The following is an 11,552-nucleotide window of genomic DNA, read 5'->3' as shown; positions in this document are numbered from 1 at the left end:
TCCTTTTATATGCTCAGTTCATTTTACTTTGAGACGTTTTACGTCTAGCCCCTTTATTTTTTGAATTTTTAGGCTTTTTCCCTTTGCTTTTTCGCTGTTCTGTCGATGGTCGTTGTTCAATCGATGGTTTTTTCTTCTGCTCATTTGATGTAGGTTTCCCTTGGACTGGATCCTTCTCTTTTCTGGTCAGATGCAGCGCACCTTCATAAAGGAAAATCTCTTTTGATGTCAGTTCGATCTTTTTCAACATACGCTGATAATCTCTTTTGGTAGCATCATTGACAAATGTGATCACTGTTCCAGCTGCACCCATTCTTCCTACACGACCAGCTCTATGAATATAACTTTCATCCGATAAAGGAACTTCTGTATTGATCACATAAGGAACAGCATCGAAGTCTAGGCCTCTAGCAGCAATATCCGTTGTCAAAAGCATCGCAGCCTTCTTATTTGTAAATTGATCGATCGCTAATTTACGAAGCGTTTTATTTTGATCAGAAGCTAAGCTGACTACAGGCAGTCCTTCGTAAATCAACTTTTCTTCTACAGCCCCTAGCTCAGCCACTTGATTGAAAAATACCATGCCGCGAAACGCAGTTGTATGCGACAAGCTTCTTAAATAGTCACTCTTCTTTCGAGGGGATAGATTCATAAAATAGTGGTTAACCGTTCCAGCTGACTGATCTTCCGCAGTAACATCGATGATCATTAACTGGTCAGTGAGCTTCTGAGCTTCTTCGGTCACACGATCCGCCGTTGCAGAATAAAAAACAAGTTGAAAATCTTTCGGCGCACTTGTTAGTATTTGCTTAGTCAAATTCATTTCTTTTTCATGAAATAATTGATCGACTTCGTCCATAACAATGGTCTCCAGCAAATGGCTTTTAAGCTTTTTAGCTTTGATCAGCTCTACGATTCGCCCGGGTGTGCCCACCAAAATTTCTGGTTTCTTTTTTAATTTTTCGACTTGTCGACTTACATTAGCACCACCGATCAACAATTGCGTGTTTAATTGAAGCAAAGATGCCCAATCACGTACTACTTGACTGATCTGCATTGCTAATTCTTGTGATGGCGCTAAAATCATTAATTGACTGCCTTTATCTTTTTGTACATTTAAAAGTAAAGGTAGTACATATGCTAATGTTTTTCCTGAACCTGTAGGAGAAATCCCTAGCACATTCTGTTTTTCCTTTAGTGGCTGGAAACTTCTTTCTTGAATGATTGACGGCTCGCTAAAACCAGAAGCTTGCCAATGTTCTTGCCAAGCTTCTGGAGTATTCATGATAAATGTCATAGTTATCCTTTCTTCATTAAAACAATTTATTCTTTATCCGCATCAAAAACGATGCCGGCACTTTTTCTCAATGCTGTTAACACGTGATTCACATTGCGGGATAATTCAACCCACTCTTCATAACGTACACCTTGTGTTGGGTCACTCGGATTTTCAAGTACATCGGCAAAATCATGTGCTTCTTCGATCATTGGATTTTCTTCTGTGGTGATCGAAAGGATGTCTCGTTCTTGATGGTTTCGATCGTGAAATTCCGCTTTAGAGATGGCGTTAACACTGTCTAAGATCAAGGTCCCACCTTCGAAATAGATTTCAGAATCTAAAAAGGCATCCGCATTTTTCCCTGTTTGTAAGGTAACATCAAATAAATCATAACGTAAGATCGCTGTACCGATACCATCAACGCCTGTTGGTAATTTTCGTGCAAAATAATGACTTTCATTTGGTAAGCCAAACCAGCCGATCGCTGCATAAACAAGATAAACACCTAAATCAGCAATCGCTCCACCTGAAAAATGAGGAGAAAAAATATTTGGCTCTTTTCCGTCAAGGACTTGATCATAACGAGAAGAATATTTCATGTACGTAAAGTTTGCACCGATAATTTGATTTTTAAGCGGTAGTAGATCTGCGATTTTCTTGAAGCTTTTCTCATGAACGTTGCGTGCTGCTTCAAAGAAAAATACGTTTTGCTGATTGGCAAGTTCAATGATTTCAGACATTTCTTCTGGTGTAGAAAAGGCTGGTTTTTCGACAATTACATTTTTCCCAGCTAAGATTCCTTGTTTCGCCTGTTCAAAATGCAGTGAATTGGGTGAAGCAATATAAACCGTATCCATATGAGCGATACCAAAAAATGTGTTTAAATCTGTAGCATACTCCACATCCCCGTATTCTTCCCCAAATTTTTGCGCAGTTTCTAGCTTTCGTGAATACACAGCAGTTAAATCATAACGTTTTGTTTCTAATGCTGCTTTGACAAATTGATGGCTTATCCAGTTTGTTCCAATAATACCTAAGTGAATCATATTTACCCTCACCTTTCTGAATTTGGATCTTCAAACATCTCGTTAACATCAAATGGTACTTGGTGCTCCACTGCTATTGTATCAGGTGTGACACTACAATTGTAAGCTAAGACCTTAAGTCCTTGCGTTTGCCCTAATAGAAGCATGTCGGCCAATGCCGGCTGCATATTAGTATGGATCGTTGCCGTTTGAATGTTCTCAAACTGAACAATGAATAGTACATAGCTTTGATAGCCTTCTTTGATGGCATCAATCAATTCAGTTACATGTTTCAGACCGCGAATCGTTGGCGCATCTGGAAAAGCGCCAATCTGATGATGTTCTAAGGTCATCCCTTTAACTTCCACAAATGCTCGTTCGCCGAGATCCGTTTCTATAAAAATATCAAATTGTGACTGAGCAAAGCGTTTCTCCCTCTTTAATGAAGTGATATTTCCTTTTAAATCAGGTAAAACAATCGTACCGTCTAAAATAGCTTGACTGGCTAATGCATTGGGCACTTGACTATCAATATTGATCCATGCTTGATTTTTCTTAACTGCGATCAAGTCGTAGTCTGTTTTTCTCTTTGGAGAAGGCTGATAAGATAAAGCAACCTCTACTTCTGGATGAAACAGTTCTTTGCAGCGGCCTGTATTTTTGACATGAACAGTCACTATCTCTTGTGTCTCACAGAGTCTACATGTTGCGATAAAACGGTTCGGTCTATCAATAAAATGTGCTAAATGCACGTTTGGATATGTAATCATTGTAACACCCTTTCTTCAAAACAATACCATATTTTGAATGAAAAAGCATCGTCAAACTTTTTGTTTAAACCTAAAAAGCAAGACTTCATTAAATTTTTTTATAGGAAAAGATTTTCCAATAGTTTGTTCTGGTTTTTCGTGCTATGATTGCATTAAGAGGAGATTGATATTATGAAAAAACACTGGTCATTATTTTTAGGCGCATCACTCATTACTGGACTTGCGGGCTCGTTGTTTTTAAAGAAGAAACAAGAACAACAACACTCAAAAGCAAGTATCCCTAATTTATATAAAAGTTACATCGGTAGTTGGTGGTTTGTCAATAAACAAAAAGCAACACAACATACATTATCCATCGAAGAGGATCTACAACTTATAATCGACGGAAAAAAAGTAAACTACGGCTTGATTGAATTAACAAGTAAGCGCTTAGTCGCTCAAGATGAATATGGCTATCACTTGATCGTACAATGCATCAATGAGACTCCATCTTCTTTATACGATGAAGCTGATGATGCTACGTATGTTTTAGAGGCGATTCCTTCATTAGATGAACCTAACGAAATAAACGAATAGAAGAGTCCTAGATAAACGCATCTAGCCTCGAGAATTAACAAGACATGCACAAAAGTGGTTCTTCAAACTTTTGTGCATGTCTTGTTTTTTTCGAAGAAATTGTTTCTTACTAGCCGTTTATTTGAGTTTAAAACCTAAAACGAAACGGAGACAATCTTCTATTTTCTATTCGTTTGAAAGCTGTACATGTTTAAATTCTATCTTAGGCTGTCAACAATCAACGTCTGCGCGTACCATTCATTTTTGGTTGTTGCTTTTTCTTGCGCTTTTTCCTTATTTTTAAACCAAGAAATGTTAGAAATAAAATTGCGAATAATTGAATTGATCGTAAAATAACAGTGCTAAAGAAATGATTGGTTGGTTCAACTTTTTTCTTACTGCTTTTTTTAGGCACCTTTTTTGGAGCACCAGCAAACGTCATTTTCCCTTGCTCTGAGATATCGCACGGATCAGCGTAATTTCCCAATCCGTCATTTGCCCTAAGATACATCTGCCCTACTTTACCTTCACGACTTAATTCCATATTAAACTGACCATTTTTATCAACGATCGCCTCTTGATAATGATACTCGTCATTATCTGTATAGTACAACTCAATGTGATAAGTATCTTCTAAACGAGGCACATCGATTTTCCCAACTATTTTTTGCGCTTCTTCATCATAATTTATTTCTCTAAAAAAAAGCGTGGGGGTATCACTAGTAACCAAATAAGGAACATTTTTATAATGATAGACCTCTCCATCTTCTGAAGTGAAATACAAATCCGTTGAATAGATCCCCAGCGCAGAGGTTTTTACAGGATTTTTTTCATAGTACATTTCCTTGATTTTTATATTATCTCGATAATAGATGGTTTCGATAAATCCATCATAAACTGTTGTGGGACTATTTACTACAAAGCTGGAAAAATACATATATGGACTTTCTTCATATGGAAACTCTAAGTATGTTTCATTATTTTTCTTTTTTCGTAGTGTTGTTTTACCATCTAATACTTGTCTTGATCGGTAACGGCTAGTCAAATCATTGACGGCTTCGAAACCGGAGAGCGATGGCGTTTCAGCATAAGAAACATCTGCCCACAGAATAGACAACAAACCTATGATGATGAAGATAAATTTTTTCATGAGAAACTCCTTTTGTAACCCTTACATAATATTTGTAATCAAATCGTAACACAAAAGGAGCATTTCAGAAATAAAAGTTTCGAAAAACACATATTCTTAATACTTATTTAATCAAATCATGTTTTATCTTCTAAATATATTTATTTTTTTCAATCAAATACTTCTCATCTACCATTCTTATAGATCATCAATCGCTTTACGTTCCTTCGTCTTACTTAATTGACCTTCCCGTTGTTTTAATTCCTGCGTGATTGCTTCTAACGGTATCTCTTTTTCTGCTAATAATACTAGCATATGATAGATAAGATCCGCGGTTTCTAACACCAGCTCCTGCTCATTATTTTTAGCCGCAATAATCACTTCTGTTGCTTCTTCTCCAACCTTTTTGAGAATTTTATCTATTCCTTGATCAAATAGATAGTTTGTATAGGAGCCGTCTTTGGGTTCTTTTTTACGTGCAAGAATTTCTTCATACAATTGTTCGATCATTGTGTTCTCCTTTCAAATAATCACATTATAAAAACAACTATGGGCACCGGTATGACACGCAGGTCCTGTCTGCTCGACAGTAATCAAAAGTGTATCTCTATCACAATCAGTGACTATCCCTTTTACTTTTTGCTGATTACCGCTAGTCTCACCTTTGTTCCATAATTTTTGGCGAGAGCGAGAATAGAACCATGTCATACCTGTTTCAAGTGTTTTCTGATAACTTTCTGCATTCATATAAGCCAGCATTAACACTTCTTTACTTGTTTCTTCTATAATAATTGCTGGTAACAATCCTTTAGAAAAATCTGGTTTCATCGTCGCACCTCCACTCCTTTAGCCGCTAGCATCGTCTTTAACATTGGTATTTTTACTTCGCCATAATGGAAAATACTTGCTGCTAAGGCGGCCGATACAGCTGTTTCATTAAACACTTCTACAATATCATCCGCACTTCCACAGCCGCCTGATGCAATAACTGGTACATTGACTGCTGCGCAAACTGCTTGATTCAATTCAAGATCATAACCATTTTTCGTACCGTCGGCATCCATACTCGTTAGTAAAATTTCACCAGCGCCTAAAGACACAGCCTTCTTTGCCCATTCAATGGCATCCAGACCTGTGTCTTCTCGGCCACCTTTTACAAAAACGTGCCAAGAATCCCCACTGCGCTTCGCATCAATTGCTACAACCATACATTGAGAACCAAATTTTTCTGCCCCTGCTTGAATCAGTTCCGGCTGTTTAATTGCGGCTGAATTAAGGGAAATTTTATCAGCTCCTGCTTGCAGTAGCTTCCTCATATCATCGATACAGCGGATACCGCCCCCAACCGTTAATGGGATGAATACTTCTGCTGCTGTCCGAGTCACAACATCTACCATAGTTTGACGTTCATCGCTTGTAGCAGTAATGTCCAGAAAAACTAACTCATCAGCCCCTTGTTCATTATATGCTCTGGCAATATCTACTGGATCGCCCACATCTTGTAGATTTACAAAGTTTACCCCTTTAACGACACGTCCATCCGTAACATCTAGGCAAGGAATAATTCGTTTAGTCAGCATTGTTTTCTACCTCCAGCATATCGATCAATGTGATTGCACCATTGTAAAACGCCTTCCCAACAATCGCCCCATAAAGATTTAGTTTCGCTAAATCAAACAAATCTTTTTTACTAGCGACTCCTCCTGAAGCAATAATGTTCATTTCTGGTACAGCTTTAGCTAATTGCTTATAGTGTTCATAGGTTGGTCCTGTTAAGGTCCCATCTTTGCTTATATCTGTATAGATGATCGTTTTCACTCCAATTGCCGCCATTTCCTTAGCTAATTGCAAATAGTCCGTCTCACTCACATCCAGCCATCCCCGCACTGCAACCTTTTCATTTTTAGCATCGATGCCAACAGCAATCTTATCGCCGTATTTGCTAACAGCTTCTTTGACTAGCGTGGGATCTGTCAATGCGGTTGAACCGATAATGATTCGATCGATCCCAATTGCAGCATAAGCATCAATTTGCTGCAGCGTCCGAATTCCTCCACCAACTTCAATTTTTACATTGGTTTTTTCTTTCATTTGTTTAATTAGCAAAGCATTTGTCGTTTCTCCAAGTAATGCTCCGTCCAGATCGACCACATGAACCATTTGAATTCCCGCTTGCTTGAATTCTTTGATTTGTGCTAACGGATCCTCATTAACAATCGTTTTCTGAGAAAAATCGCCCTGAACCAAACGAACGGCCTTCCCTTCCCGAATATCAATCGCCGGCAATACGTACATCTGCTACGACCTCCTTAAACCCTCTTAAAATTTTTAACCCTTCATCACTACTTTTTTCTGGATGAAATTGTGTACCGTAAATCCTTCCTTGAGAGATCATCGCAGGAATTTTGATTGAATACTGTGTCAAGGCATCGATCACATCAGGGGCACAATCGGCATAATAGGAATGAACAAAATAAACATATTTTCCATTGATTTCTTTTGTCAACGGCGTTTCTTTTGTAACGATCAGTTCGTTCCAGCCCATGTGAGGAACAGGCAGCTCTGGATCTTCTGGTAATTTTTCACAGATTCCTTCGATCAATCCTAATCCTTCAGTGAATCCATTTTCCATACTTCCTTCCAGTAATAGTTGCATGCCTAAACATACACCTAAAATCGGTGTTCCTTTGTGTGCTGCCTCACGGATCACCTCAACTAATCCACGTGCTTTCAATTCGTTCATCGCTAACGAAAAAGCGCCCACACCTGGTAATATCAGTCCATCCGCTGTCAAAATATCAGCTGATTCTGCCGAAATTTTATTGTCCAAACCAACAAAATCCAAAGCTTTTTGAACATTTTTGGTATTGCCGGTGTCATAATCAATAATAATGATCATCTATAACAATCCTTTCGTGGAATTGACTCCTTGAATAGCAGGATTCACTGTGATTGCTTCTCTCAGTGCCCGTCCTGTTGCTTTAAAGAGGGCTTCGATTTTATGATGGCTATTTTTTCCATGCAAAATTTTTAAATGAAGATTCATCTGTGTATTGAAAGCCAATGCCTGAAAAAATTCCTCTGTCAATTCTGTATCAAACATCCCTAGTTTAGGATTATCAAATACAGCATCAAACACGAGATAGGAACGACCGCTCAAATCCAAGGAAGCCATTCCCAGCGTTTCATCCATCGGCACAAAACTTGTACCATAACGGTTGATCCCAGCCTTATCACCTAATGCTTCTCTTAGACATTGACCTAAAACGATGCCGACATCTTCTACTGTGTGATGACTATCTACTTCTAAATCACCATCTACCTTCACCTTTAAGGAGATACGGCTGTGACGGGCAAATAATGTCAACATGTGATCAAAAAAGCCCACACCTGTTTGAATCTCTACGGGCTCCTGTTGGTCTAAATCAAGAATTAATTCAATCGTCGTTTCTGTGGTGGTTCTTTTTAGCGATGCTGCTCTCATTTGATTTCCTCCTGACTTTTAATTAAAACGGCAGTCGATGGCTCTTGCATGTGCCTCTAAGCCTTCTTTTCTAGCTAAAGTAGTAATCGCATCTTTCGCCTGCGCTAAGGCTTCTTTTGTATAATAAGTGACTTGACTATATTTCACAAAATCATACACCCCCAAAGGTGAGTAAAATTTTGCCGTTCCGCTTGTTGGTAAAACATGATTTGTTCCTGAAAAATAATCCCCTACTGGTTCACTAGCATATGCACCTAGAAAAATCGATCCAGCATGCTTGATTTCATGCAAATAACTCATTGGATCTGAAAGTTGTACTTCTAAGTGTTCCGGAGCAATCTCATTCATGACAGTAAACATTGCCTCCAATGTCGGTACAATGATGATCCTTCCATGATCACTGATTGCTTTTTCTGCGATGGTCTTTCTTGGCAGCGTCTTTAATTGTTGCTCGATTTCCTTTTCAACTTGATCAGCAAACCTCTTGGAATTTGTGACTAAAATCGCTCTGGCTAAAGTATCATGCTCTGCTTGAGACAGTAGATCCGCAGCAACATAGACCGGATTAGCAGTGTCGTCTGCAATAATTCCTATTTCAGAAGGACCTGCGATCATATCGATGCCGACCAATCCAAATACCTGTTTTTTTGCTGTTGCTACATAAACATTGCCTGGACCAACGATCTTGTCCACTTTAGGAATACTTTCTGTGCCATACGCAAGTGCTGCAACGGCTTGCGCTCCGCCAATTTGAAAAATGTTATCCACACCTGCAATTTTAGCTGCTGCTAAGATCACATCCGGTATACCCGAAGTTGTTGGCGGTGTGACCATAATGATCTCTTTGACTCCCGCAATTTTTGCCGGTAGAACATTCATTAAGACAGAGGAGGGATACGCTGCGGTTCCACCTGGCACATAGACACCTACTCGTTCTAATGGTAACACGAGCTGCCCTCTGATTACCCCTGCTTTTTCTGTATCAAAAAAATCATATTGTTTTTGTTTTTTATGATAGCTGATAATATTCTCTTTGGCTGCTATTAAGCTAGCGATCACTTCAGGTTCAACACGTTGATAGCCTTGTTCAATTTCTTCTTCTGAAACGGCTAAATCGGTTAATACGACCTGATCAAACTGTTTAGAATAGTTTTTTAAAGCTTGATCACCGTTTTGTTCAACGGTTTGAATGATCTGTTTCACCTGTTCTTCAATTTCTTTGGTCTCTTCTTGCGTTTGCTTTCGTTCAGCAAGCAATGCAGTTAAAACATCTGACGCATCTCCCGTTAATCGTTTTATCTTACTCATTCCTCCTCATCAATAACAGATTTCAGTTCAGTAAATAGTCGAAAAATAGCCTGACGTTTCCGTTTTAGTTTGGCTTTGTTTACGATGACCCGAGCAGAAACCGAACAAATATCTTCGAAAACTGCTAGTCCATTTTCTTTTAAGGTCGTTCCTGTTTCGACAATGTCTACAATAGCATCGGCTAAACCTAGTACAGGGGCGATTTCTACAGAACCTTCGATCTTTATGATTTCAACATCTTCTCCTTTGGCGCGAAAATGCTCTGACGCAACGGTTGGATATTTAGTTGCGATTCGTTTTCTTTTGTAGTCATCCGGCTGATAGTTAGGAGTAGACGCTACCGAAAATTTACATTTGCCTATTGCTAGATCCAGCATCTCATAATAACCATAAGGATTTTCCATCAAAACGTCTTTTCCCACGATTCCCACATCAGCGACTCCCCGCCGAACATAGGTTGTCACATCAGCAGCTTTCACTAAGAGAAAAGTAAAGCGTTGATCAGGACTGTCAAAAATCAATTTTCGCTGCTTATCTTCCATAAATGATGTATCGATCCCAGCTTGTTTAAATAATGTTAATGTTTGTTTTTCCAAACGGCCTTTGGTCAATGCAATCGTTAATTCAGTCATGATTCGCTCACCACCTTTATCGTATGATTTCCCGCCTCAGTTACTTCGATCACTTGCTCATACTGCCATTTCTTCCCATAAGACAGTGCTTCTTCTAATGTATCGAATAATGATAACTGATAGTCTTGATGTGCTTTAACTAGTGCCTCTGCTTGCGGTAACCAAGAAATTGTACTGTGGACCAACGTCTTTGGCTTAGGCAATACAGCTAGATCTCCAGTTTGATATTGAATGGCAACTAATGTATCGAGATTGATCCCAAAGCCAACTGCGGGAATCTTTGCATCACCAAACTGCTCGGCTAAATGATCATAGCGACCTCCTCGCAAGAAAATATCTGCTGCTAAATCTGCATAACCGCTGAACAGCACCCCTGTATAATAATCCATCAAAGCAACCAGACCCAAATCCACTGTCAGTGATAGATTGGGAAATTGGGTATTGATAATCCCTGCCAAGGTCTCCAGCTCTTCGATCACACTCATAATGTCCGATTCTTTCGGTAGTAATGTCCGTGCCCTCATTAACACCTCATTGGCCTCGCCGAATAACTCCGGGATCGCACAGATAAACTCATCAAACACACTAGGGTGCGTCACCGTAAATCGAGCAAGCTCCGTTAGATTTTTATTTTCAACATGTATTTGCAGCTCTCTTTTCTCTTTCGCATCCAACCTTAACGTAGAGACAATCAAACGAAAAATTTGAGCATGTCCTAATTCAATATGAAAATCGGGAATCTGCAACGTCTCTAAAATGGCAACTGCACAGGTGAGACATTCAATTTCCGCTTTCAAAGAAGAATACCCAATCAATTCAATTCCCGCTTGTGTCAATTCATTTTGTTCACCCAGCATTTCTGTATTTGCACGAAAGATTTTTCCACTATACGATAGCTTTAATGGCGGTTGAATCCCTGCTGTAGCGATCACTCGACCGATCGGCACCGTCATATCCGGACGTAAAACTAAAAGCCGTCCACTCTTGTCGAAAAATCGATAACAATCTTGCAAACGGTTCTCTTCATTAATAAAAACTTCTTCAAACTCAATCATCGGCGTATCCACACGTTGATAGCCTCTTTTTTTCACCACATCGTTGACTTTTTTCTCTAGTTGATAGGCACCATTCGCTTCACGAAATAGCTTATCTTTCGTGCCAGATGGTAAACTGCGGTTCCATTTCATTTTTTTCCCTCCCTAAAAATTCTGATGAATAAAAAAACGTCCCCTTGGCAAATAAGCCAAGAGGACGAGAAATTTTCACGTGGTCCCACCTCAGATTTGTTTTTACCTCACGATAAAAACCTCTGTTAGTTAGATAACTAAAGAGCGATAACGAGCTCACCGTTTTTTCCTACTGACTCATAG

General features: G+C 39.1%; 14 protein-coding genes and 1 other annotated feature (1 of these 15 only partly in view). Of the genes, 1 reads left to right on the top strand and 13 read right to left on the bottom strand.

Going from position 1 to position 11,552, the window contains the following annotated elements; translation table 11 throughout:
* Positions 1-13: 13 nt before the first annotated feature.
* Genes BCR25_RS00440 through sfsA form a run of 3 tightly spaced genes read right to left on the bottom strand, consistent with a single transcriptional unit; the run spans position 14 to position 3,071 of the window.
* Complete coding sequence (locus BCR25_RS00440) at positions 14-1,297, bottom strand: DEAD/DEAH box helicase (RefSeq protein WP_069661640.1); 1,284 nt, start codon at positions 1,295-1,297, stop codon at positions 14-16.
* Between the two features lie 26 nt (positions 1,298-1,323).
* Positions 1,324-2,325 carry a Gfo/Idh/MocA family protein gene (locus BCR25_RS00435; protein WP_069661639.1) on the bottom strand — a complete coding sequence of 334 codons (1,002 nt, stop codon included), beginning with the start codon at positions 2,323-2,325 and terminating at the stop codon, positions 1,324-1,326.
* Between the two features lie 8 nt (positions 2,326-2,333).
* Positions 2,334-3,071, bottom strand: a complete 738-nt coding sequence (sfsA, locus tag BCR25_RS00430) for a DNA/RNA nuclease SfsA (RefSeq protein ID WP_069662107.1) — start codon at positions 3,069-3,071, stop codon at positions 2,334-2,336.
* 174 nt (positions 3,072-3,245) lie between these two features.
* Here sfsA and BCR25_RS00425 point away from each other — a divergent pair, with 174 nt between their 5' ends.
* Positions 3,246-3,650, top strand: a complete 405-nt coding sequence (locus BCR25_RS00425) for a DUF4828 domain-containing protein (RefSeq protein WP_069661638.1) — start codon at positions 3,246-3,248, stop codon at positions 3,648-3,650.
* A 217-nt stretch (positions 3,651-3,867) separates the two neighbouring features.
* Here BCR25_RS00425 and BCR25_RS00420 read toward each other — a convergent pair whose 3' ends face one another.
* The 10 genes from BCR25_RS00420 to hisZ all read right to left on the bottom strand — a co-directional run bounded on the left by BCR25_RS00420 (position 3,868) and on the right by hisZ (position 11,369).
* A complete protein-coding gene (locus BCR25_RS00420) occupies positions 3,868-4,779 on the bottom strand; it encodes a hypothetical protein (protein WP_069661637.1) in 912 nt (303 codons plus the stop codon).
* Positions 4,780-4,956: 177 nt separating this feature from the next.
* The gene (gene hisE, locus BCR25_RS00415; RefSeq protein WP_069661636.1) at positions 4,957-5,268 is read right to left on the bottom strand and encodes a phosphoribosyl-ATP diphosphatase; all 312 of its coding nucleotides are present in this window, start codon (positions 5,266-5,268) and stop codon (positions 4,957-4,959) included.
* Positions 5,269-5,280: 12 nt separating this feature from the next.
* Positions 5,281-5,586 carry a phosphoribosyl-AMP cyclohydrolase gene (gene hisI / locus BCR25_RS00410; protein ID WP_069661635.1) on the bottom strand — a complete coding sequence of 102 codons (306 nt, stop codon included), beginning with the start codon at positions 5,584-5,586 and terminating at the stop codon, positions 5,281-5,283.
* Complete coding sequence (gene hisF, locus BCR25_RS00405) at positions 5,583-6,338, bottom strand: imidazole glycerol phosphate synthase subunit HisF (protein WP_069661634.1); 756 nt, start codon at positions 6,336-6,338, stop codon at positions 5,583-5,585. Before hisF ends, hisI begins: the two co-directional genes overlap by 4 nt.
* Entirely contained in the window at positions 6,328-7,053 is a 726-nt protein-coding gene (gene hisA / locus BCR25_RS00400; RefSeq protein WP_069661633.1) for a 1-(5-phosphoribosyl)-5-[(5-phosphoribosylamino)methylideneamino]imidazole-4-carboxamide isomerase, read from the bottom strand. Before hisA ends, hisF begins: the two co-directional genes overlap by 11 nt.
* Positions 7,031-7,657: an imidazole glycerol phosphate synthase subunit HisH gene (gene hisH, locus BCR25_RS00395; protein ID WP_069661632.1), complete on the bottom strand. Its 627-nt coding sequence runs from the start codon at positions 7,655-7,657 to the stop codon at positions 7,031-7,033. Before hisH ends, hisA begins: the two co-directional genes overlap by 23 nt.
* The gene (gene hisB / locus BCR25_RS00390; protein WP_069661631.1) at positions 7,658-8,242 is read right to left on the bottom strand and encodes an imidazoleglycerol-phosphate dehydratase HisB; all 585 of its coding nucleotides are present in this window, start codon (positions 8,240-8,242) and stop codon (positions 7,658-7,660) included. It abuts the gene before it with no gap.
* Between the two features lie 18 nt (positions 8,243-8,260).
* Positions 8,261-9,550, bottom strand: coding sequence for a histidinol dehydrogenase (hisD, locus tag BCR25_RS00385; protein ID WP_211272472.1), 1,290 nt, complete (start codon positions 9,548-9,550; stop codon positions 8,261-8,263).
* Entirely contained in the window at positions 9,547-10,185 is a 639-nt protein-coding gene (gene hisG, locus BCR25_RS00380) for an ATP phosphoribosyltransferase (protein ID WP_281247206.1), read from the bottom strand. Before hisG ends, hisD begins: the two co-directional genes overlap by 4 nt.
* Positions 10,179-11,369, bottom strand: a complete 1,191-nt coding sequence (hisZ, locus tag BCR25_RS00375) for an ATP phosphoribosyltransferase regulatory subunit (protein ID WP_069661629.1) — start codon at positions 11,367-11,369, stop codon at positions 10,179-10,181. Before hisZ ends, hisG begins: the two co-directional genes overlap by 7 nt.
* A 57-nt stretch (positions 11,370-11,426) precedes the next feature.
* Positions 11,427-11,552, bottom strand: a binding site (T-box leader); it runs 136 nt beyond the window's last position.

Origin of the sequence: Enterococcus termitis (genome assembly GCF_001730305.1) — a bacterium.
GTDB lineage: Bacteria > Bacillota > Bacilli > Lactobacillales > Enterococcaceae > Enterococcus_L > Enterococcus_L termitis.
This window is presented reverse-complemented; position numbering and strand designations above follow the sequence as displayed.

What these genes read in the sequence shown, in the direction of transcription:
- BCR25_RS00440 (WP_069661640.1), bottom strand. Translation starts at nt 1,297, where the DNA reads ATGACATTTATCATGAATACTCCAGAAGCTTGGCAAGAACATTGGCAA.
- BCR25_RS00435 (WP_069661639.1), bottom strand. Translation starts at nt 2,325, where the DNA reads ATGATTCACTTAGGTATTATTGGAACAAACTGGATAAGCCATCAATTT.
- BCR25_RS00425 (WP_069661638.1), top strand. Translation starts at nt 3,246, where the DNA reads ATGAAAAAACACTGGTCATTATTTTTAGGCGCATCACTCATTACTGGA.
- BCR25_RS00420 (WP_069661637.1), bottom strand. Translation starts at nt 4,779, where the DNA reads ATGAAAAAATTTATCTTCATCATCATAGGTTTGTTGTCTATTCTGTGG.
- hisE (WP_069661636.1), bottom strand. Translation starts at nt 5,268, where the DNA reads ATGATCGAACAATTGTATGAAGAAATTCTTGCACGTAAAAAAGAACCC.
- hisI (WP_069661635.1), bottom strand. Translation starts at nt 5,586, where the DNA reads ATGAAACCAGATTTTTCTAAAGGATTGTTACCAGCAATTATTATAGAA.
- hisF (WP_069661634.1), bottom strand. Translation starts at nt 6,338, where the DNA reads ATGCTGACTAAACGAATTATTCCTTGCCTAGATGTTACGGATGGACGT.
- hisA (WP_069661633.1), bottom strand. Translation starts at nt 7,053, where the DNA reads ATGTACGTATTGCCGGCGATTGATATTCGGGAAGGGAAGGCCGTTCGT.
- hisH (WP_069661632.1), bottom strand. Translation starts at nt 7,657, where the DNA reads ATGATCATTATTATTGATTATGACACCGGCAATACCAAAAATGTTCAA.
- hisB (WP_069661631.1), bottom strand. Translation starts at nt 8,242, where the DNA reads ATGAGAGCAGCATCGCTAAAAAGAACCACCACAGAAACGACGATTGAA.
- hisD (WP_211272472.1), bottom strand. Translation starts at nt 9,550, where the DNA reads ATGAGTAAGATAAAACGATTAACGGGAGATGCGTCAGATGTTTTAACT.
- hisZ (WP_069661629.1), bottom strand. Translation starts at nt 11,369, where the DNA reads ATGAAATGGAACCGCAGTTTACCATCTGGCACGAAAGATAAGCTATTT.